This window comes from Sedimentitalea xiamensis (genome assembly GCF_030164465.1).
Classification (GTDB): domain Bacteria; phylum Pseudomonadota; class Alphaproteobacteria; order Rhodobacterales; family Rhodobacteraceae; genus Sedimentitalea; species Sedimentitalea xiamensis.
On sequence record NZ_JASNJE010000048.1, the window covers coordinates 1 to 21,620 of the forward strand.

The window sequence follows — 21,620 nt, forward strand, 5'->3', positions numbered from 1 at the left end:
GTTCGATGCGCGCCCATTGCGCGTCTGTCAGGGTTCGTCTGCTCAAGACCGCCTCCGTTTTCGATCTTGAATCAGAAACTTGCCAGCAAGGGAATCCCTTTAATGAAGACGCCGCCTAGCGCGAAAACAGCCGGCTGAGCGCGCCATACTGGCTCAGCGCCACGCCGATCAGGATCAGGAGCATCGCCCACAGTAGCGAAGGCGGGAGCGGTTCGCCCAGCAGCAATGCGCCCAGCGCCACCGCCCAGACCGGCACCATGTAGTTGACGAGGCTCATGAAAACCGGCCCTGCGGTGCGCACCACCTGCACCCGTAAAAGATTCATCGCCGCCGTCGGGATCAGCCCCAGGAAGGCCAGTACCCAAAGGGTGCGCGCATCTACTGCGGGCGGCGGCCCTTCGACCGCAAGCGCCAGCGGGATAACGAAGGCCGAACCGATCAGCAGCAGCACCGCAGAGAGCCCGACCGGATCGACCTGCGGCAGTCGTCGCATCAGGATCGAGCTGACCGCATAGCAGCTTGCCGCCGCCACGCAGGCCATGCGACCGGGCAGTTCCAGCGCCACGCCGGTGCTCTCGAACGCATGACCGCCGATCAGGATCACCACCCCGATGAACCCGATCACGAATCCGAGCGCACGGCGCCAGGTGATCCGCTCGCCGGGCACCAGGAAATGCGCCAAGGGAAGAACGATCAGCGCGACGCTCGCCATCGAGACGCCGGTGAAGCCGGCGGTGACATATTGCTGCCCCCAGGAAATCAGCATGAAAGGCAGGGCGGAACTCATCATGGCCACCGCCACAAGGTTGACCCGCGTGCCGCCGTCCACCGGCGCTGCGAACAGCGCACCGCCCCGCATCTGCCAGACCAGCGTGGTCAGGAACGCCCCGAACCCGATCCGAAAGGCCGCCAGCCAGAACGGCGTGATCCCTTCCAGCGCCACCTCGATCACCAGGAAGGTGCCGCCCCAGACAAAGCCCAGCGTCGCCACCATGGCCCAGCTTCTGGCGGTGATATCGGTCTCCGTTGACAGGACGCATTCCTCCTCTGGCTGCGTTGCGGATGGGTTGGGTCTTCCTATCTTGGCCTTTGCGCCCGCGCCATGTCCGATTTCCGCCTTCTTCGGGCCTTTTTGCTTCGTCAGACCACGCAGGGGACAGGCAGTGAGGCAAGCGCAATGGCGGGCATCGCGGTATTTATTGACGGGGAAAACGTCAGCCCGGATCACGCCGGGGCGATCCTGCGCGCGTTGCAGCCCGTGGGTGCACCCGACATCCTGCGCGTTTATGGCGACATCACGAGAATCCCTCGCTGGGACGCGCATCCCCGCTTCCGCGCGATCCATTCCGGCGTTGGCAAGAACGCGACCGATATCTTGTTGACCATCGATGCGATGGAGGCGGCTTTTGCATACGGTCTCGACGAGATCGTGATCGGCAGTTCGGACGGCGACTACCACCATCTCGCAACGCGGTTGAGGGAGAGCCGTCGCACGGTGATCGGCATCGGCGAAGCCAAGGCCCCGGAGGCGTTTCGAACCGCCTGCACCCGCTTCGTGACCTTGCAACCGCCTGAGAAAACACCCTGTGCCGCTGCACCCGGTCCCGACAGCGGCATCAGCGACCTCGACCTGCGCTTGCGCGATACCATTGCCTGCCACAGTCAGAACGGTTCGGGCGTCCGGGTCACGGAGCTCAACGCGCTGATGCGCGCCCGGCACGACATCAGGATCAGCACCCTGCCGGAACGTACCTGGCGTGCCTATCTGTCCGCCCGAGACACACTGTTCGACCTCGACCCAAGGGGTCCCGACGCACATGTTCGGTTCAGGAAAGCCGGTTTCGTGCGGCAGACATGAAAACGGCCCTCCCCGCACGGGGGAGGGCCGCCTCGATCCACGGTAGGGCGGGGATCACCCCGCCACCCCCGCTCAGTTCTTGGACTTGTCCACCATCTTGCCGGCGGAAATCCACGGCATCATGCCGCGCAGGGTCTCGCCGACCTTTTCGATCTGGTGCTCGTCGTTCAGGCGGCGCGTGCCCTTGAAGAACGGCTGGCCCACGGCGTTTTCGGTCATGAAGTCACGCACGAACTTGCCGGTCTGGATGTCAGTCAGGATCGCCTTCATCCGCGCCTTGGTTTCGTCATAGGGTAGCACACGGGGACCGGAGACATATTCGCCGTATTCCGCCGTGTTGCTGATCGAATAGTTCATGTTGGCGATGCCGCCTTCATAGATCAGGTCGACGATCAGCTTCACTTCGTGCAGGCATTCGAAATAGGCCATTTCCGGTGCATAGCCCGCTTCGACCAGCGTCTCGAATCCCATCCGGATCAATTCGACCAGACCGCCGCAGAGCACCGCCTGCTCGCCGAACAGGTCGGTTTCGCATTCTTCGCGGAAGTTGGTCTCGATGATGCCCGACCGGCCACCGCCGATGGCCGAACAATAGGACAGGCCGATTTCCAAGGCCTTGCCCGACGCGTCATTGTGGACAGCGACCAGGCAGGGCACGCCGCCGCCCTTGGTGTATTCTCCACGCACCGTGTGGCCGGGGCCTTTCGGGGCCATCATGATGACATCGACGCCGGGCTTGGGCTCGATAAGTCCGAAATGCACGTTCAGCCCGTGGGCGAAGGCTATGGCGGCGCCGTCACGGATGTTGTCATGGACATATTTCTTGTAGGTTTCGGCCTGCAATTCGTCGGGCATGGTGAACATGATCAGGTCGGCCCAGGCGGCGGCTTCGGCGATACCCATGACCTGCAGGCCTTCGCCTTCGGCCTTGGCTGCGCTCGGGCTGCCTTCGCGCAGGGCGACGACGAGGTTCTTGGCGCCGCTGTCGCGCAGGTTCAGCGCATGGGCATGTCCCTGACTGCCATAGCCGAGGATGGCGACCTTCTTGTCCTTGATCAGGTTGATGTCGCAGTCGCGATCGTAATAGACGCGCATGATGATGGTCCTTTCGGGTCAGATGTGATGCGCCGGGTTTATCCTGTCACTCTGCGGAATGTGAGAGGGGCGGAGTAGATATTTTTCCAGAAGTATGCAATTTTCATTTTCAGAAGCCATCAATTACGGAAAAATCATGCTTGATGATCTCGATCGCCGCCTGCTGCGTCTTCTTCAGGCGGACCCCAGCTTGTCGGGCGCCGAACTGGCGGAACGGACAAAGGCGTCGATGTCCAAGTGCCTGCGCCGGCTCGACCGGATGCGGGAGGTCGGCATCCTCCTGGGGCAGGAGGCGATCATCGACTGGGCCGCGATGGGATATGCCGTCGAAGTCAGCCTGCGCATCACTCTGGACAAGACCCAGTCGCGGGCCTTTGACGATTTCATTGTCGCCGCCAGGGAGGTTCCGGAGGTCCTGGAGATCCAGACCTTTCTCGGGCGGGTCGATGTGCGCTTGTCGGTGATCGCGCGGGATATGGCGCATTACCAGCAGATCTACCGCAACCAGATCCTGACCCTGCCGCATATCGCAGATATCGAGGCGCTGATGCATATCGCAAGAATCAAGAGTGACGAGGCGCTGCCGCTGTGATCGACCTTGACGAAACGGACCGCCAGATCCTGCAGGCGCTGGCGCGGGATTCATCTCAAAGCGCCGGGGCGTTGGGCCGGGCGCTCGGCCTGTCGCAGCCAGCCACCTGGCGTCGGATCAAGCGGCTGGAAGCAACGGGAATCATCCGTGGGCGCCGGCTGCGGCTAAATGCCGAAGCCCTCGGGTTCGGGGTGACGGTCTTTCTGGGCGTGAAACTTGCCCGCAAGGGACAGGTGAGCCTTGATGATTTCGAACGCGCTGTCAGCGCCATTCCCGAGGTCCAGACCGTCGAGCACGTTCTGGGACTCTACGATTTTCGCCTGCGTGTGGTGGCCCGGGACCTGTCCGATTTCGAGCGAGTCCTGCGGCGTCGGATCATGGCGCTGCCGGGAGCCGGGGACCTGGAGGCCAACGTGCTGCTGAGCGAAGAACGCAGGCCCGGACCGATCGGCTGACCGGCCCCGCCACGGAGACCATTTTCGGACCCTGCCGGCCAGCCGCGACATTAGGCCCGCAAACAGGTTTTGCAAAGCCGGGGCAGGGCAGGGTATGCACATGTCTCGTAACACAGGGAGACCGCCATGACCGCTTTGCTCGATACCGTGGACCCGGAAGGGCTCGAAGAATTCTCGGTCGTTTTTACCGATCGTTCGCTCAACCACATGTCGGCCGTCTTCCAGCAGGTGATGCGCGACATTTCCGGTCTGCTGAAAGAGGTCTACAATGCCGATGCGGTGGTTGTCGTTCCCGGTGGCGGCACGTTCGGAATGGAAGCCGTCGCGCGCCAGTTCGCCCGCGACAAGCAGGTGCTCGTGGTGCGCAATGGCTGGTTTTCCTACCGCTGGAGCCAGATCATCGAATCCGGCGAACTGACAGCCCAATCCGTCGTGATGAAAGCGCGCCAGACCGGCAATTCCAGCCCGTCGCCCTTTGCGCCGCCGCCAATCGAAGAGGTGGTTGCCGAAATCCGCGCCACGAAACCGGATGTGGTCTTTGCCCCGCATGTGGAAACCAGCGCCGGCGTGATCCTGCCGGACGACTATATCACCGCCATGGCCGCGGCGGCGCATGAGGTCGGCGCGCTGATGGTGCTGGATTGCATCGCGTCGGGCTGCATCGGGGTCGACATGCGCGCAACCGGGGTCGACGTGCTGATCAGCGCGCCGCAAAAGGGTTGGAGCGCTTCGCCCTGTGCGGGTCTCGTCATGCTGTCGAGCCGTGCCGAAGCCCGGCTGGAAGAAACCACATCGGACAGTTTCGCCATCGACCTGAAGAAATGGCGTCAGATCATGGCGGCCTATGAGAACGGCGGCCACGCCTATCACGCGACCCTGCCCACCGACAGCCTGCGGGCGTTCCGCGATACGATGCTGGAAACCAGGGATTATGGCCTCGACCGCCTGCGCGAAGCGCAATGGGCACTGGGCGACGGGGTGCGCGCCATGTTGAAGGACAAGGGCATCGTGTCCGTGGCGGCGGACGGTTTCGGCGCGCCGGGGGTGGTGGTCAGCTATACCCAGGATCCGGAGATCCAGAACGGCAGGAAATTCGCGGCCAAAGGCATGCAGATCGCCGCCGGAGTCCCGCTGCAATGCGATGAACCGGCCGATTTCAGCACGTTCCGGCTGGGGTTGTTCGGGCTCGACAAGCTTTATGACGTGGACGCGACGCTCGGCAGGCTCCAGCGTGTGTTGAACCAGTTGTTCTGACAGAGTTTCTGTCCTGGCCGATGCGGTCCGAAACGACGTTCCGGATCGCATCAAGCCTGTCGTTCGCGCCCTACCTGACGCCCAGCCCCATCTGCATCAGGGTGCGGCGCACGGGTGCGAAGGAATACAACGCGTTCAGGCCCAGGGCACGGGCATCGCGCAGGGGCTGGCTGCCCATCATCGACGCGCGGTTCAGGATGTCGATGCCACGCACCCGCATGCGGATGTCCCGGATCCGCGCACGGTGAAAGCTTTCCAGCATATCCGCGTCGCCCAGACCCTCGGGCCGGGCCAGCGCGAGATCCAGAAACACGCGCAGGTCCGCCAGTGACATGTTCAAGCCTTGCGCGCCGATCGGGGGCACCACATGGGCGGCTTCTGCCATCAGGGCGACGCGTTCCGCCGACAGCCGTTCCGCGTGCTGGGTGATGATCGGCCATACCGTGCGGCGAGTCGCCAGTTTCAGATCCCCCAGAATATGGCAGGACCGCTCTGTCATCGCGGCCTCGAATTCGGCCTCTTCCATGCGCAAGAGCCGCACCGCTTCCGGACCGCGTTCCATCCACACCACGGCCGAAGAGGGATTCCCGTCATGGTCCGGCAGTGGCACCAGCGTGAAAGGGCCGCCGCTGCGGTGGATTTCAGTCGACACGTTTTCATGCGGAACGGGATGGGTCACGGCGAAGGCCAGCGCCTTCTGTCCGTATCGAATTGTGTGCACCTTGATGCCTGCGGCGTGCCGCATCGGGGAATCGCGCCCGTCAGCTGCCACCAGCAATCGTGTTCCGATGCGGGTGCCATCGCTCAGCCGGACGCGGGCCTCGGTCTCGCGGGTGAAGAGAGAGGCGGTTCCGGTTCCGGGCCGGAAATCGACGTTCGGCAGGCTTTCGATCCGGGCGACCAGTTCACGGCGCAGCAGCCAGTTGGGAAGGTTCCAGCCGAACGGCTGATCGGACAGGTCGGCGGCGTTGAAGTCGCGGGCCAGGCGCGGTGCCGGTGTGTCCCCGCCCGCATCGATGATCCGCATGATCTGAAGCGGCGCCGCATGAGGCGCCAGCCGCACCCACAGACCGGACCGCTCGAGCAAGGACCGGGCCGGTTGCAGGATCGCGGTGGTGCGCAGGTCCGATCCGGCGTCGTCCCTGCGGGTGATCGGTGGAGCCGGATCGACGCAGATCACCGAGAAGCCGGCTTCCCCGAACACCGCGGCGGCTGTGAGCCCGGCCACGCCGCCGCCGGAGATCAGGATGTCACAGGTTTCGGCCATTGGATTTTCCTCGCTTGTCCGCACAGCATAAGCTTGGCGATCCGCCAAGGCCAAGCGACATCCTGTCCTGCATCGGAACCAGTCGGGGACGAAGCACCGTCGCAGGTTTCCCAAAGATTCCCTTGCTGCCGTAGAACACCGGGGGCAAGGGAGTCAGACCAGGGCTTTCAGAAACCCTGTCAGGTCGTTGGTATAATGGTGGATATGCTCCGCCGCATGGGCCTGTGGCGCGACATGGACGGTGCGCATTCCCAAGGCATGCGGCGCCGCGAGATTGCGCTGGTCGTCCTCGAACATCGCGGCGCGAACCGGGTCCATGCCGTCCAGCGCAAAGACGGCTTCGAAGGCTTCGCGTTCCGGCTTGGGACGGAAGCCCGCATGTTCGACGCCGTAGATCGCATCGAACAGGCCATCCAGACCCCGCGCGGCGAGCACGCGTTCCGCATAGGGGGCGCTGCCGTTGGTGTAGACGATCCGCCGGCCCGGAAGTTCGGCAATATGGGCGCACAGGTCCAGATCCTTTTCCAGGTGGTCGACCGATATGTCGTGCACGCTGGTGAGATAGGGCGCCGGATCCACCTGGTGTTCGCGCATGAGCCCCGCGAGAGTCGTGCCGTAGGAACGCCAGTAGTACTTGCGCAGCCGGTCCGCTTCGGGCCGGCTGACACCGAGCGCGTCCATCACGTATTGCGTCATCCGCACCTCGATCTGGTCGAACAGCCGGGCTTGGGGCGGGTACAGGGTGTTGTCGAGATCGAACACCCAGGCGGTGACATGTGAAAACGATGCTTTAACCATGGCTTCGATCTAGGCCAGCGCCGCGATCAAATCAACGGCAGGGTTGATCGCAAACCACGCGGCCCTGTAGACAGGATCAGGTGCCGCAACAAGACATGACCGGATGACTCAGACCAAGCCGTTACAGACAGATGCCTACAGCATGATCCTGGAAGCGATCGATATGGGAATCTACAAGCCCGGAGACCGGCTGGTGGAAAGTGACCTCGCGGATCGTTTCGGGGTGTCGCGCACCCCGATTCGCGAGGCCCTGCAACGGCTGGAAACGCAATCTCTGCTGGCGCGGGACGGCCGGTCTCTTATCGTTGCTTCGCTTGATCACAACCAGATGGCCGAACTTTACGTGGTGCGTCGCGAGCTCGAAGGACTGGCGGCCCGGCTGGCGGCGCGTCACGCCAACGAAGAGGAAATCGCGGTCCTGCGGTCGATGGTGGCGGCGGACGATGCGCTGGTCAACGACCCGCCCGCCCTGGCGCGGGCCAACCGCCGCTTTCACAAGCAGATTCACCTGGCATCGCACAATCGCTACCTGGTGCAGCAGCTGGATCTGGTGCACCGGACGATGGCGTTGATGTCGACGACCTCGTTGGCGGCGCAGGGGCGCGGCGAGATCGCACAAAGCGAACATGACGGCATCGTGTCTGCCATCGAGGCGCGGAACGAAGCCGGTGCCGAAAAGGCTCTGCAGGACCATATTTCGGTCGCTTTCATGACCCGGCTGAAACAGGACGCCAACGCGCGGGAAAGATCCGGCTGAGATCACGAATGCGGCATTTCCGATGCCGCGTGCCCGTGCTGCGTCTTGTCCCAGTAATAGGGCTTGAGAACCAGCTCATAAAGCGCCTTGTAGGCGGCGACCATCGCCAGCGGGAAATAGAACATCAGCGTCGGAACCCATCCCATGAGAAACCGGCGTTCCGGCGCCGACACGGCGATGAGTCCGATGCCGATCACCAGAAGCTCCGCGGCGAGGAAGAACCCCATCACCGCGCTTGCCGTTTCTGCCGAAACCAGTGTCTGAACGGGGTGTGGCGCGCCCAGAAGGATCAGCCAGAAGGACCATAGCACGGGGGCAAGAAGAAACTGCGTCAAGGTGCCGACAAAGAAGGCCTGAAGGCTGAGAAACCGCCAGAAACCCAGATCGGCGAGCAGCTGCCGCGGGTTTCGCATGTGGACGAGATACGTCACCATGAACCCCTTGAGCCAGCGCGATCTCTGCTTGATCCAGGGCCAGACCCGGCAATTGGCCTCCTCGTAAGTGACGGTATCGATAAGTTTCGTCCGGTATCCCGCGCGGCACAGGCGCACGCCGAGGTCCGCGTCTTCGGTCACGTTATGGGCGTCCCATCCGCCGAGTTCGACAAGCTTGTCGCGTTTGAAGAACAGTGTCGTGCCGCCAAGCGGCACGACAAGACCCAGCCGTGCGATACCCGGAAGGACGACGCGGAACCAGCTTGCGTATTCGATGGTGAAACAGCGCGATAACCAGTTCGTGCGCGGATTGTAGTAATCCAGAATGCCCTGAAGGCAGACCACGTCTTCGGGTTCGGTGGCGAATTGCCCGACGACCCGTTCGATCTGGTCCGGGGCCGGGGCATCCTCGGCGTCCCAGACGCCGATGATATCGCCGCGGCAGAAATCCAGCGCGTAGTTCATGGCGCGCGGCTTGGTTGTGAGCCCGTCGTGGTCAGGCACCTGGATGACCCTGATCCAGGCCGGAAGCGTTGTTTCAGAAAGCGTCTTGCGGGTGATGTCGTCCTTTTCCTCCAGCACCAGGATGACATCGAGCAGGGCCTTGGGATAGGTCAGGCGTTCCAGACGCTCGATCAGGGCGCCGGCGATTTCCCGTTCGTGAAACAAGGGCACCAGGACGGAGACCTTCGGTTTGCGAACGGGGGGGGCGGGCGGAGCGGGAACGGGCGGCGCGACCAATTGCCGATGGCTGATCAGATGTGCGAGCGTCCCGGCGAGCTTCAGCACCGAAAAGGCAAGGAGAGTCAGGATCGCCAGGAGGCTCAACAGGGCCAGGACCTGCACGGGAAAGGAGACCAGCGCGAGCAACGCCATGCCGAGAACGGCGGGCAGAACCAGGCGATTTCCGGTTTTCCAGGTGCGGCAGCTGAACCGAGGCGCGACACGCTGCCCGGCCGCCCGCGCCATGGGCGCGGAGAACCTTTCTTCGATCGCCGCGTCGATGTCGGTATCGCTGGCCAGCACCGGCAGGACGTTCGAAAACGTGTCCGCGAGGGCCGCGCGAACCTCGTGAAACCGGTGCGGATTGTGCGTGGCGATGAGAACAGTGCTTCCGATCCGCATCCACGGCACGGCCCGGTGATGCAGCCAGAACGCATAGGGCATCCGGTTGCAGAGCGCGGAGTCCGGTTTTTCAAGGTCCAGATCCGCCCTCTGGATGTCGTGCTGGCGGGCCAGCGCGGCCTGAATGTCGGTGCGTTCCGCCCAGCCTTCGGATACCAGGATTTCGCCGATCGGAGCGCCGAGGGTCAGTTGCAGATGCAGCGCCCTGATCAGTTGATCAGGCGCAATGACGCCGCTGTCGACGAGATACCTGCCAAGCGGCTGACGCCGTTCCACATGGCGATCCGGAATCGTGTCCGTTGCCAGCATTCGCAGGTTCTGAAAGCTCATTTGAGCGGTCCAACACGGTAGAGCAATTCTTTGCCGTACCGTGGCCCGGCAGGGTTAACCGCCGGTTAAACCGAAAGAGAATTTCGACCGCCCGCGACGGTGTTCAGGCGGTCGCCCGCGCGGCCATCGCTTCGGCGAAGCGTTCGAACAGGTAGAAACTGTCCTGCGGACCCGGGCTTGCCTCGGGGTGGTGCTGCACCGAATAGACCGGGCGGTCGGCCATGCGGATACCGCAGTTGGACCCGTCAAACAGCGAACAGTGGGTTTCGATCACGCCCTCCGGCAGGGTCTGGGCATCGACCGCGAAACCGTGGTTCATCGATGTAATCTCGACCTTGCCGGTCTCCATGTCCTTGACCGGATGGTTGGCGCCATGGTGGCCATGGTTCATCTTGATGGTCCTTGCCCCCAGCGCGAGCGCGAGCATCTGATGCCCAAGGCAGATGCCGAAGACCGGGATATCCGTCCTGTTCAGGACTTCGCGGATCATCGGAACGGCATAGACGCCGGTGGCCGCGGGATCGCCGGGGCCATTGGACAGGAACACGCCGTCCGGCTCATGGGCCAGAACTTCGTCGGCGGTTGCAGTGGCCGGCAGCACGATGACATCGCATCCGGCACTTGCGAGGCAGCGCAGGATGTTGCGCTTTGCGCCGTAATCCACCGCGACGACCTTGTGCCTGGGCGACTCCTGGCGGCCGTAGCCGTCCGGCCAGGCCCACCGCATCTCGTCCCAGCGGTAGGACTGCGCACAGGTCACGTCCTTCGCCAGATCCATGCCTTCCAGGCCAGCAAAGCCACGCGCCTTGGCGACAAGCTCGGCCACATCGAAATTCCCGTCCGGATCATGGGCCAGCGCCACGTGGGGCGCGCCCTGTTGCCGGATCGCGCGGGTCAGGCGGCGCGTGTCCACGCCGCCGATCGCGATCCTGCCGCGCCGTTCCAGCCATATCTTGAGCTCCTCGGCCGCCCGCCAGTTGCTGGACGCGGTCGGATCCCATTTCACCACCATGCCGGACGCCACCGGGCTGGCCGTTTCGTCATCGTCCGGATTGATGCCGACATTGCCGATATGGGGAAAGGTGAAGGTGACAATCTGCCCCGCATAGGACGGATCGGTCATGATTTCCTGATACCCGGTCATGGCCGTGTTGAAACAGAGTTCGGCGACCGTTTGCCCGGTCGCGCCGAAACCTGTGCCGTAGAACAGGCTGCCATCTGCCAGGGCCAGGCATGCAGTGGGCTTGGACGCGGCTGGATGGGTCATGGGCAACTCTCCGGAGGGTTTTGACAACGGGTAACTATGCGGCGCGCGACAGAGGGTCAAGTCTGGTTGATTTTTGGGACTTGATGAAAAATCAATAACTTACCCGGTCGCGCATATGGTTGTGCACGGCTTTTTGATTCTATACAGTCCGAGTTTCGAACTCCATGGGGATGGAATGGCATTTATGGACATGCGTGAACGGGTGAATGTCGCCCTCAAACAGGCAATGCGAGACAAGGCGACGACGCGTCTGTCGACGCTGCGGCTGATCTGTGCGGCGATCAAGGATCAGGAAATCGCATCTCGGGGCAGCGACGCCGAAACACAGGCGAGCGGTGTCGGCGACGACGAGGTTCTCGCCATTCTCAGCAAGATGACCAAGCAGCGGCAGGAAAGCGCGCGCGCCTATGAGGAAGGCGGTCGTCTGGATCTGGCGGAGCGCGAACAGCAGGAAATCGCGATCATCGAGGAATTTCTGCCGAGACAACTGAGCGACGAGGAAATCGCCGCTGCCGTGCGCCGCGCTGTCGAACAGACCGGCGCGGACTCCATCCGCGACATGGGCAAGGTGATGGCCGAACTCAAGGGCAAGTACACCGGGCAGATGGATTTCGGCAAGGTCGGTCCGATGGTCAAAAACCAGCTTTGCACCGGCTGAATCCGGCCGTCACCCGGATGCGCGTTTCCGCCTGACCCGCCGCCTTCACCGGCGCAGGGCGCGCACGAGATCGTGGTAGAGGGCGACCCGTTCCTCTTCGGACAGGAAGGCTCCGATCTCGACCTCGCGGCCAGCGCCCTTGAGCGTTACGTAGTGGGGGACCGGGCCATCCGTTTCGTGCATTCGCGGTTCCGCCCAATACCGGTTGCAGTCCCATTCCTGAACCGTCCCCTTTGGGTCGTGACGGACGAGATGCGCGCGTTCTCCGGTCAGGGTCAGCACCTCCAGGATCTGGGCATTCCGGTGGCTTCGGTCCAGCGCATACCAAACGCCGCCAATCGCCAGCAGGACGAAAGGCAGGATTCCCCAGAGAAGAACGCTCCCGAGCAGTGTGAACAGCGGAATCAGCACAAGGGAAAAGGTGCCCAGAATAAACGCGGCATATCCCTTTGGCGGCAGGGATTGATGCGGCCAGAGCCGAAGCACCTGACTGTCGGGGGATGGGGCTGGCGAGGTCCAAGAATACGGCATGTTTCGGAAGTCAGGTTAGCAAGTCCATGATCCTGGGGAAAAGGGGGCGCAATGAGGTTGCCGTAAATTGTGATGTCCGAATGTGTTACCCGGCGAAATCCCGTGCAATTCTCGCCGCCAGGATATTCGCCCATTCCCGATATATGACCGGACCGGGGTGGAAGCCGTCTTCTGCCATGAGACCGGGTTCAAGCGGCAGGTCGAACCGGATATGGGTGCAGTCCGGTTGCCCGGACAGAATGTGTTGCAGCGCCGTGTCGAGGGATTCCGCGTGGCGACCGATGACCCATCGCAGGGGATGCGGCAAGAGCGTGAACTGTCCCAAGGGCGGCATGCCGGAGACATAGAGGCGTTTGGCGCCGTAGTCCCGGCGCAAGATGTCGTAGAGCCTGAGTTGATCCGCCAGCCAGCGGCGTGTTCGCACCAGACGGGTCGCGTCGTTCACGCCAAGCGCCAGCACAGCGGCATCGACCCGAAAAGGCCGGGTTTCCGCCAGCCTCGCCAACGTCGATCGCGTGGTCGCCCCGGTCTTCGCATCCAGCGCCCAGTGCAGGCGGAACCGGTCCGCCAGCCCCTTGGCCAACTGCCCGCTCAACGCTGCGTCCTGCGTCGCGACCCCGACCCCCGCAGCCGAGGAGTCGCCCAGCACGAGGATACGCAGGTCAGGTCCGCTGCCAGCGATTCCGGCGCGTTCGCCCGCGGCTTCAGGCAGGATCAGCGCCTTGTGCCGCACATGGACAGCCTGAAGCGCCAGCACGGGCAGCAAGAGGGCGCGCAACGCCAGTTCGGGGCCGGCAACCGTGCGCCGCTTTGCCACGCCGTCAGGCGAGGAACCGTTTGGCATCTTCAAACCGGTCTTCGTCGAAATACCGGCTTTCGGCGGAAATGAAACGGCGCATCAGTTTCACCGCCAGTTTCTGCCAGTCTTCGTCCCCGACCACGGCCACCCGCGTCGGAATGTGGCGGTGGTCGCGAACCAGTTTCAGATGGTCGCCCAAGGCCCCGAGACCCTGCCATCCGTCGAATTCCCGCAAGTCCAGCAACAGTTTGAAATCGGAGTGATCGCGGATATAGGCATCCAGAGCCTCTTCTCCGCGCTCATACGCCGCCGAATCCAGCTTCCCCAGGAGCTGAACGTGCAGAATTCCGTTGCCGAGATCGCTCATGTGAAAGCTGCCGAGGGATTCCGACAGCCAGCGGCGGGCGTCGTCCCCTTCGTCCTGTTCGAAGATCTGCACCGGACCCGGCAGCGCAAAGCCGAACATCTTGACCATCGTGGCGATCCAGTCGACATCGGTGACCACGGCGATGCGTTCGAAACCGGACCAGTGCCGCAGGCCAAGCCGGGCGTCGGACCAGACAGCACCCGCGGTCAAGCCGTCAAACCCCGGTCCGATCCGGACCAGCAGCCTGAGCCTTTCATGATCGGCCAGCGCCGCGTCCATGGCGGGCGCGAGTATTTTCTCGTAGTCCTCGCTGTTCAGCGTCCCTGTCATCCGGATTTCAAGGATGCCTTCCGGCGATACCGGGGCAATCTCGATCATCTGACACCTCCAATGAAACGTCGCGTTGTCCAACCAATCTATGCGGTCTCGCGGCCCATGCAAGCAGGCGAGGGGAACCCGGCCGCGTCATGCGTGCGGGGGCATGACGATCCGGGCAAGAAAAAAGCCTCGGAGACAGAACTCCGGGGCTTTCTTTAAGGTGTGATGCCATGCCGGGCGATCAGTGGGCGTGGCCCTTGTCCCAGTCTTCCTGTTTCGGAAGCTGCTCGAACGTATGCTCGGGCGGCGGCGAGGGCAGGGTCCACTCCAGCGTATCGGCATATTCGTTCCACGGGTTGTTCTCGGTCACTCTGGCACCCGAACGCAGGGTGTAGGCGATGATCCCGAAGAAAAACAGGAACGACGCGAAGGACAGGAACGCACCCCAGCTCGACCAGTAGTTCCAGAAGGCAAACGCTTCGGGATAGTCGATGTAGCGGCGCGGCATGCCCTGGCGGCCAAGGAAATGCTGCGGGAAGAAGGTGAGGTTGGCCCCGATGAACATCATCCAGAAGTGCAGCTTGCCGGCCCATTCCGGATACATCCGGCCGCTCATCTTGGGCAGGTAGAAGTAGATGCCCGCGAAGATGGCGAAGACCGCGCCCAGGCTCATCACGTAGTGGAAATGCGCCACCACGTAATAGGTGTCGTGGTAATAACGGTCGACGGCGGCCTGGCTGAGCACAACACCGGTGACGCCGCCGATGGTGAACAGGAACAGGAAGCCAAAGGCCCAGAGCATCGGTGTCTTGAACTCGATCGATCCGCCCCACATGGTGGCGATCCACGAGAAGATCTTGACGCCCGTCGGCACCGCGATGACCATCGTCGCCAGCATGAAATAGGCCTGCTGGTTCAGGGTCATGCCCACGGTATACATGTGGTGCGCCCAGACGACGAAGCCCAGAGCCCCGATCGCGATCAGCGCCCAGACCATCGGCAGATACCCGAAGATCGGTTTGCGGCTGAAGGTCGCGATGACGTGGCTGATGATCCCGAAGCCGGGCAGGATCACGATATAGACCTCCGGGTGGCCGAAGAACCACAGGATGTGCTGGTACAGCACCGGATCGCCGCCGCCCGCGGGGTCAAAAAAGGTGAAGCCGAAGTTGCGGTCCATCAGCAGCATGGTGATCGCGCCCGCCAGAACCGGCAGCGACAGGAGGATCAGCCAGGCGGTGACAAAGATCGACCAGCTGAACAGCGGCACCTTGAACAGCGTCATGCCGGGCGCCCGCATGTTCAGGAAGGTCGTGATCATGTTGATCGCGCCAAGGATCGAGGACGCACCCGATACGTGGACGGCGAAGATGGCGAAGTCCATCGACATGCCGCCTTCGTTCACCGAAAGGGGCGGATAGAGAACCCAGCCGACGCCCGAACCGGCCTGGTCGTTGCCGCCGGGAGACAGGACCGAAAGGACCGCCAGGGTGGTGCCGAACACATAAAGCCAGAACGACAGGTTGTTCATGCGCGGGAAGGCCATGTCCGGAGCGCCGATCTGCAACGGCATGAAATAGTTCCCGAACCCGCCGAACAAGGCCGGAATCACCACGAAGAACATCATCAGGATGCCGTGACCGGTGATCAGCACGTTCCACAAATGCCCGTTGGGCGTGCAGGTCGCCGCCGAATCGGCGATCATCCGGGCGCCTTCCATGCACATGTACTGAACGCCGGGTTCCATCAGTTCCAGGCGCATGTAGATGGTGAACGCCACCGAAATGAACCCTACCAGAGCGGATACCACCAGGTAGAGAATTCCGATATCTTTGTGGTTTGTCGACATGAACCAGCGAACGAAGAAGCTTCGCTGATCCTCGTGCTCGTGACCATGAATGGCTGCGTCGGCCATTTGGCGCCTCCTGTTGCAATTGAGCGCACGCCGGGGATGCGGCGCGCGGTTTTCCATTCCGTTTCTAGAATGCTGAGAAGGCCGCTTCAATGCCCGAGTTTGATCTGGATCAAGATAAATTGCCGCGCCCTCTTGCCGTCGGGTTCGCGCGGGCATGTCCTGGCGCCGCCCCGATTTCCGGAGTTTTCCGGATGGTTGAAACGGCAGCGGATCAGGTGCGGGCCTTGACGGCGGCTCTGGCGGGGATCACAAACCGACAGAAGCGGTGTGAGAAAGGACAGCGGATGAGCTATGATCCCGACAACATTTTCGCCAGGATCCTGCGCGACGAGATCCCGTCCGAGCGGGTCTACGAAGACGAGGACACGCTGGTCTTCATGGACATCATGCCGCGCGTGGACGGGCATTGCCTGGTCATTCCCAAGACACCGTGCCGCAACGTGCTGGACGCAACGCCGGACCAACTGGCTTCGGTGATGCGGACGGTCCAGAAGATGGGGCACGCCGCGATGGCGGCCTTCGGGGCAACCGGAGTGACGATCCAGCAGTTCAACGAGGCGGATGGCGGGCAGGAGGTCTTTCACCTGCATTTCCACGTTCTGCCGCGACACGCCGGACAATCCATGCGACCGCCGGGAAAGATGGAAGATTCCGCGGTGATCAAGGCCAACGCCGCGAAATTGCGCGCCTCGGTGGAAAGGACCTGAACCCGCCGGTTGCGTGACCTCGTCCGGCACGGGGACGACGGCCCATCGTCAGGCGCATCGCCGCGGCATGGGCGGAAACACCGGTGAAGGAGCGGGGAGATGCCGCACGATCATACCCATACCCATGCGCACGCGGATACCGGCGACCTGCGCCTGGCAGGCGCGATTGCGGTGAACATGGGGCTGACCGTCGCGCAGGTGGTCGGCGGGGTTCTGTCCGGGTCCCTGGCCCTGATCGCCGATGCGCTGCACAATTTCTCCGACGCAATCGCGCTGGTCATCGCTTTCGCCGCGCGCCGGATTGCCCGCAGGCCGGTGGATGCGGAGATGAGTTTCGGATATGGCCGGGCCGAGGTGATCGCCGCGCTGGTGAATTATACCACGCTGGTCGTGCTTGCCCTCTATCTCGTCTACGAAGGGATCCTGCGGGTATTCGATCCGCAGCCGATCGATGGATGGCTGGTGGTCTGGATCGCCGCAATCGCCCTGCTGGTCGATCTCGTGACGGCCGCGCTGACCTATCGGATGGCGCGGGAAAGCATGAACATCCGCGCCGCGTTTCTGCACAACCTCGCGGATGCGCTGGGGTCGGTGGCGGTGATCGTCGCGGGAACCTTCGTGATCCTCAAGGGCTGGGTCTGGGTCGATCCGCTGGTGACGTTTCTGATCGCCGGCTATATCCTGTGGCATGTCAAGGCCGAATCCGGCGGCGTGATCCGGGTGCTGATGCTTGGCACCCCGCAGGATCTGGACGGCGAAGACGTGGCCCTGGCGATCGAGACCGTGCAGGGCGTGCGTCAGGTGCATCATGTGCACCTGTGGGCGATGCAGGAACACGTCGCTGCGCTCGGGGCGCATCTCGTCATCGCGCCAGGGTGCTGGGACCAGGCGGATGCGATCAAGGCAGAGGTCAAGGCCATGCTGGATCAGAGGTTCGGCATCGCCCACAGCACGCTGGAAATGGAATGCGCGGCCCACGCCTGCCTCGCGCCGAAGCGCATCGGGCACGGCACGGGCGCCGGGTAGAACAGGTTTCATCGGCCGCGGCGATGCGCGGGTGGCAGGCTGCCCGCCACGGGGCGGATGACCGGGAAACGCGGCTTGCGCCGGCGCCCTTTGCAATCGAAGGCGCACGCCTTCCAGCAGGGGGCCTTGCAAGGCGAGGCGCGGTCAGTCGCCGAATACCGTCGCAAAACTTCGGCGCAGGGCGACGTCCACGTCCTGCATTGTCACCGGCAGGCCCAGGTCCACGAGGCTGGTGACGCCGTGTTCCGTGATGCCGCAGGGCACGATGCCGCTGAAGTGCTCCAGATCGGGTTCGACATTGATCGAGATGCCGTGAAAACTGACCCATTTTCGCAGCCGGATGCCAATGGCGGCAATCTTGTCCTCGGTCTTGGCGCCATTCGCGGTGAGCGGCTTGTCGTCGCGTTGCACCCAGACGCCGACGCGCCCGTCGCGGATGTGCCCGGTCACATTGAACTCCGAAAGCGCCGCGATCACCCAGGTTTCGAGTTGCTGAACGAAACGGCGCACGTCATGGCCCCGCCTGCCGACATCGAGCATGACATAGACCACGCGCTGTCCGGGTCCGTGGTAGGTGTATTGTCCGCCGCGCCTGGTCTGATGAACGGGAAACCGGTCCGGATCGGTCAGATCCTGCAACCGGGCACTGGTTCCGGCGGTATAAAGCGGCGGGTGTTCCAGCAGCCAGACACATTCCGGGGCCGTGCCCGCGGCAATGGCGGCGGCGCGGTCTTCCATGAAGGCAAGGGCTGAATTGTAGTCCGTCAGCCCGTCCGATGTGATCCAGTCAACCATCGCTGCTGCTTAGCGCCTGTCTTGTGTCGGGGGAAGGGGTCAGGCCGTGTCAGACCTGCATTGCCGAAGAACTTCTGCATAGGTGTCGATGCCCTGGGCACCGGTCAGCAGGTATTTTCCACCGAAGACCATCGTCGGCACACCGGAAATGCCGTTGCCGGTCCAGAACGCCTGTTTCCTGCGCACCTCCTCCGCATGCGACCCCGTCGTCACAACCGCGCGCGCGGCATCGCCGTCAAGACCGACCGAAGCGGCCACCGATACGAGCACCTCCCGGTCCGACACGTTTTGTCCCTCGCTGAAGTAGGCCGCAAACAACGCGAGCTTCAGCGGGTGCTGAAGCCCGTGGCCCGCGGCCCAATCCAGAAGCTGATGCACCCCGAAGGTATTCACGATCCGCTTGTCGTCGTCCCATCGGAAGGCAAAACCGAGACGGGCCCCGAGAGACGTCAACCGGTCACGCGCCATCGCGCTTTGTTCCGGCGTCACGTCGTATTTGCCGGCAAGATGTTCGCGGAGGTTTTCGCCCGCATCCGCCATGTCCGGGTTCAGTTCGAACGGGTGCCAGCGAACATAGGCGGCCAACCCGGATTGAGCGAGCGCCCGTTCGACCTGTTTGTAGCCGACGATGCACCAGGGACAGACCACATCGGAAACGATATCGATCTGCACGGAAGGGGGATCGGCGGGGGATTGCATGGGGCAGGTTTCCCTTGCTCATCGGCGTTTTCGGCAACATTTCACCGCTGTCACAGGATGCCGTGACGGTCAAATCAAGTTCCCGTCGATTTCAGCGGTTTTGCCTCTTCACAACCCGCGCGGCATGCTCTATCACGCGCTTCACCAAGCCTTTGGCAAATGCGGTCGTGGCGGAATTGGTAGACGCGCAGCGTTGAGGTCGCTGTGGGGTAACACCCGTGGAAGTTCGAGTCTTCTCGACCGCACCATTACTCTGCATTGTATATATAATTCAATAGCTTAGATGGGTGACGACTTCTTTGGTCCACCCCCGTACCCACCTTTCGGTTTGCCAATGAGTACATCGCCGATCAGGCACAGGTCGTTATCTCAACACCCTTCTTAATGTTTGGCACAAATTGCAACTGGTTGCAGTAAACCGGTGGACATCATTCGAAGGTAACGTTCTTGTACGTGCAAATTTACAAACGTCCAGGGCAGTCCAATTGAACGTTCAACAGCACAAGAAACTCACCGAAGACATCTGGGAGATCGCTAAACGCCTGCGTGGTCCATACCGACCCCCTCAGTACCGACTCGTCATGTTGCCAATGGTGGTTCTGCGCCGTCTGGACTGCGTGCTTGAAGACAGTATTGACCGAGTTCATGCCGAATACACCCGCCTCAAGGCGGCTGGCACGCCCGAGAAGGCGATGGAGCGGATGCTGGCGCGGGTCGCGGATCCTGAGCGAAAACAGCCCCTATACAATACGAGCAAATACACCTTTGCCCGCCTGACCGCAGACGCCGAGAGCATCGCGCCCAACCTCGTGGCCTATATCAACGGGTTCTCCCCCCCGGCCCGCGCGATCTTCGAGAAGTTCAACTTCGCCGAGCAAATCCAGAAACTCGACGACAGCAACCGCCTGTTCAACATAGTTCGGCAGATGGCGACGGTGCCTCTTCACCCCAACGAGGTGGACAACCTCCAGATGGGCTACCTGTTTGAACATCTGGTGATGAAGTTCAACGAACAGGCGAACGAAGAAGCCGGGGACCACTTCACGCCACGCGAGGTGATCGAGCTGATGGCGAACCTCGTCTATACGGGCGAGCAGGACGTCTACAAACCGGGTATATACCGCACGATCTATGACCCCACATGTGGCACGGGCGGGATGCTGTCCGTCTCCGAACAGCACATCCGTGCGGGCAACGACGCCGCGAACCTCGCGCTCTACGGTCAGGAATACAATGACGAGAGCTGGGCAATCTGCTGCTCGGACATGCTCATCAAGGACGAAGAAACCGACAACATCATCCTTGGCGACACGCTGGGCGACGGCAAGACGGGCGACGGCTTTGAGGGGCACCAGTTCCACTACATGATGGCGAACCCGCCCTTTGGCGTGGACTGGAAGGACCAGAAGAAGGTCGTCGAGAAGGAACACAAAACGCTCGGCTTCAACGGTCGCTTCGGCGCGGGCACGCCCGACATCGACGATGGGTCGCTGCTGTTCCTACAGCACATGATTTCCAAGATGCACCCCAGCCCGGATGATCCCGATAACCCCGGCGACGGGTCCAAGATTGCGGTGGTGTTTAACGGCTCGCCCCTTTTCTCTGGCAGCGCGGGCGGTGGCCCGTCCAGCATCCGCCGATGGATCATCGAGAACGACTGGCTGGACGCGATCATCGGCCTGCCGGAACAGCTCTTCTACAACACCGGCATCTACACCTATGTCTGGATGGTCACGAACCGCAAACCGCCCGAGCGGCGCGGACAGGTGCAACTGATCGACGGCACCTTGTTTGCCGAGCGGATGGACAAGAGCCTGAACAACAAGCGTCACCGCATCGCGGATCGGCAGATCGCTGACCTGACCCGCATCTATGGCAACTACCGCGACGGCGAACAGGCCGAGGAGGTGGTGAACAAGAAGACGGGCGAGAAGGAAACCCGCACCGTCTCACGCATTTTCAAGAACCACGAATTCGGCTTCCTGCGCATCGTTGTGGAGCGCCCCCTGCGCATGAACTTCCAAACCACGCCCGAGCGCATCGCACGGCTGAATGACCTCGACCCCGACAAGCACCCGGTCGCGGACATGTGGGCGGTGGTTGAAGCGATGGACGCAGACCGCAAATACATGGACCTTGCCGATTTTGACGGCGATGTGGTCGCCACCGCCGCCGATCTGGACATCAAGCTGGGCAAGCCCGTACGCAAGACACTGTGGTTGACCATCGGTGACAAGGACCAGAAGGCCAAGGAATGCATATGGGTGGGCGGCAAGCCCGAACCCGATGCCGAGCTGCGCGATACCGAGAACGTGCCGTTGCCAGAGGGCACGAGGCTGCCCCTGCCGATGCAATTCGGCCCGGACCCGCAGAACAAGCTGAATGGCGATGTTGTTGAGCTTATGAAACCAGCCATTGATGCCTACATGAAAGCCGAGGTTAAACCCCATGTTGTTGATTTCCGCTGAGAAGTGACCCGGTAGCCCCATAATTTTCCACTGAGAATTGACCCATGTGAACACGCTGCCCCGACGGAATCGGTCGGGGAGAGAAGGAGTGATCGACATGGGATT

The 21,620-nt window shown here is 62.4% G+C and carries 21 protein-coding genes and 1 tRNA gene; 10 read left to right on the forward strand and 12 right to left on the reverse strand.

The annotated features are described in order from the left end of the window. Positions 1-115 precede the first annotated feature (115 nt). The gene (locus QO034_RS21825) at positions 116-994 is read right to left on the reverse strand and encodes a DMT family transporter (protein ID WP_284487634.1); all 879 of its coding nucleotides are present in this window, start codon (positions 992-994) and stop codon (positions 116-118) included. 183 nt (positions 995-1,177) lie between these two features. Here QO034_RS21825 and QO034_RS21830 point away from each other — a divergent pair, with 183 nt between their 5' ends. Beyond that, entirely contained in the window at positions 1,178-1,858 is a 681-nt protein-coding gene (locus QO034_RS21830) for an NYN domain-containing protein (RefSeq protein ID WP_284487635.1), read from the forward strand. Positions 1,859-1,930: 72 nt separating this feature from the next. On the opposite strand, the gene ilvC is transcribed toward QO034_RS21830, so the two are convergent. Then, positions 1,931-2,953: a ketol-acid reductoisomerase gene (gene ilvC / locus QO034_RS21835; RefSeq protein ID WP_284487636.1), complete on the reverse strand. Its 1,023-nt coding sequence runs from the start codon at positions 2,951-2,953 to the stop codon at positions 1,931-1,933. 136 nt (positions 2,954-3,089) lie between these two features. Here ilvC and QO034_RS21840 point away from each other — a divergent pair, with 136 nt between their 5' ends. The 3 genes from QO034_RS21840 (at position 3,090) to QO034_RS21850 (ending at position 5,254) form a co-directional block, all read left to right on the forward strand. Beyond that, positions 3,090-3,545, forward strand: a complete 456-nt coding sequence (locus tag QO034_RS21840; RefSeq protein ID WP_284487637.1) for an Lrp/AsnC family transcriptional regulator — start codon at positions 3,090-3,092, stop codon at positions 3,543-3,545. Then, entirely contained in the window at positions 3,542-4,000 is a 459-nt protein-coding gene (locus QO034_RS21845) for an Lrp/AsnC family transcriptional regulator (protein WP_284487638.1), read from the forward strand. Before QO034_RS21840 ends, QO034_RS21845 begins: the two co-directional genes overlap by 4 nt. Before the next feature lie 126 nt (positions 4,001-4,126). Then, the gene (locus tag QO034_RS21850) at positions 4,127-5,254 is read left to right on the forward strand and encodes an aminotransferase class V-fold PLP-dependent enzyme (RefSeq protein ID WP_284487639.1); all 1,128 of its coding nucleotides are present in this window, start codon (positions 4,127-4,129) and stop codon (positions 5,252-5,254) included. A gap of 70 nt (positions 5,255-5,324) precedes the next feature. Here the strand turns inward: QO034_RS21850 and QO034_RS21855 are convergent, their stop codons facing one another. Continuing rightward, a complete protein-coding gene (locus QO034_RS21855) occupies positions 5,325-6,521 on the reverse strand; it encodes a UbiH/UbiF family hydroxylase (RefSeq protein WP_284487640.1) in 1,197 nt (398 codons plus the stop codon). 153 nt (positions 6,522-6,674) lie between these two features. Then, on the reverse strand, positions 6,675-7,319 hold the full coding sequence (locus QO034_RS21860) for a pyrimidine 5'-nucleotidase (RefSeq protein WP_284487641.1): 645 nt from the start codon (positions 7,317-7,319) through the stop codon (positions 6,675-6,677). A gap of 103 nt (positions 7,320-7,422) precedes the next feature. On the opposite strand from QO034_RS21860, the gene QO034_RS21865 reads away from it, so the two are divergent. Further along, on the forward strand, positions 7,423-8,076 hold the full coding sequence (locus tag QO034_RS21865) for a GntR family transcriptional regulator (RefSeq protein ID WP_284487642.1): 654 nt from the start codon (positions 7,423-7,425) through the stop codon (positions 8,074-8,076). A gap of 2 nt (positions 8,077-8,078) precedes the next feature. Here the strand turns inward: QO034_RS21865 and QO034_RS21870 are convergent, their stop codons facing one another. Then, positions 8,079-9,965 carry a glycosyltransferase gene (locus QO034_RS21870; RefSeq protein WP_284487643.1) on the reverse strand — a complete coding sequence of 629 codons (1,887 nt, stop codon included), beginning with the start codon at positions 9,963-9,965 and terminating at the stop codon, positions 8,079-8,081. 103 nt (positions 9,966-10,068) lie between these two features. Next, complete coding sequence (carA, locus tag QO034_RS21875) at positions 10,069-11,232, reverse strand: glutamine-hydrolyzing carbamoyl-phosphate synthase small subunit (RefSeq protein ID WP_284487644.1); 1,164 nt, start codon at positions 11,230-11,232, stop codon at positions 10,069-10,071. A 184-nt stretch (positions 11,233-11,416) separates the two neighbouring features. Here carA and QO034_RS21880 point away from each other — a divergent pair, with 184 nt between their 5' ends. Continuing rightward, positions 11,417-11,890 (forward strand): GatB/YqeY domain-containing protein, encoded by a 474-nt coding sequence (locus tag QO034_RS21880; protein WP_284487654.1) that lies wholly within the window; start codon positions 11,417-11,419, stop codon positions 11,888-11,890. A 45-nt stretch (positions 11,891-11,935) separates the two neighbouring features. Here the strand turns inward: QO034_RS21880 and QO034_RS21885 are convergent, their stop codons facing one another. The 4 genes from QO034_RS21885 to ctaD form a co-directional block, all read right to left on the reverse strand. After that, positions 11,936-12,421 (reverse strand): DUF2244 domain-containing protein, encoded by a 486-nt coding sequence (locus QO034_RS21885; RefSeq protein ID WP_284487645.1) that lies wholly within the window; start codon positions 12,419-12,421, stop codon positions 11,936-11,938. An 85-nt stretch (positions 12,422-12,506) separates the two neighbouring features. Continuing rightward, positions 12,507-13,265, reverse strand: a complete 759-nt coding sequence (locus tag QO034_RS21890) for an SGNH/GDSL hydrolase family protein (RefSeq protein ID WP_284487646.1) — start codon at positions 13,263-13,265, stop codon at positions 12,507-12,509. Beyond that, positions 13,243-13,965: a SpoIIAA family protein gene (locus tag QO034_RS21895; protein WP_284487647.1), complete on the reverse strand. Its 723-nt coding sequence runs from the start codon at positions 13,963-13,965 to the stop codon at positions 13,243-13,245. Before QO034_RS21895 ends, QO034_RS21890 begins: the two co-directional genes overlap by 23 nt. Before the next feature lie 181 nt (positions 13,966-14,146). Further along, positions 14,147-15,820: a cytochrome c oxidase subunit I gene (gene ctaD / locus QO034_RS21900; protein WP_284487648.1), complete on the reverse strand. Its 1,674-nt coding sequence runs from the start codon at positions 15,818-15,820 to the stop codon at positions 14,147-14,149. Between the two features lie 284 nt (positions 15,821-16,104). On the opposite strand from ctaD, the gene QO034_RS21905 reads away from it, so the two are divergent. Further along, positions 16,105-16,527 (forward strand): HIT family protein, encoded by a 423-nt coding sequence (locus QO034_RS21905; protein ID WP_284487649.1) that lies wholly within the window; start codon positions 16,105-16,107, stop codon positions 16,525-16,527. Positions 16,528-16,626: 99 nt separating this feature from the next. Further along, the gene (locus tag QO034_RS21910) at positions 16,627-17,553 is read left to right on the forward strand and encodes a cation diffusion facilitator family transporter (protein ID WP_284487650.1); all 927 of its coding nucleotides are present in this window, start codon (positions 16,627-16,629) and stop codon (positions 17,551-17,553) included. A gap of 144 nt (positions 17,554-17,697) precedes the next feature. On the opposite strand, the gene lipB is transcribed toward QO034_RS21910, so the two are convergent. Together lipB and QO034_RS21920 are read right to left on the reverse strand one after the other, a co-directional pair. Beyond that, on the reverse strand, positions 17,698-18,348 hold the full coding sequence (gene lipB, locus QO034_RS21915; RefSeq protein WP_284487651.1) for a lipoyl(octanoyl) transferase LipB: 651 nt from the start codon (positions 18,346-18,348) through the stop codon (positions 17,698-17,700). Between the two features lie 39 nt (positions 18,349-18,387). Further along, positions 18,388-19,047, reverse strand: coding sequence for a DsbA family oxidoreductase (locus QO034_RS21920; protein WP_284487652.1), 660 nt, complete (start codon positions 19,045-19,047; stop codon positions 18,388-18,390). 161 nt (positions 19,048-19,208) lie between these two features. Here QO034_RS21920 and QO034_RS21925 point away from each other — a divergent pair. Next, positions 19,209-19,295 (forward strand) — tRNA-Leu (locus tag QO034_RS21925). A 237-nt stretch (positions 19,296-19,532) separates the two neighbouring features. Beyond that, a complete protein-coding gene (locus QO034_RS21930) occupies positions 19,533-21,515 on the forward strand; it encodes a type I restriction-modification system subunit M (protein ID WP_284487653.1) in 1,983 nt (660 codons plus the stop codon). Positions 21,516-21,620 lie beyond the last annotated feature (105 nt).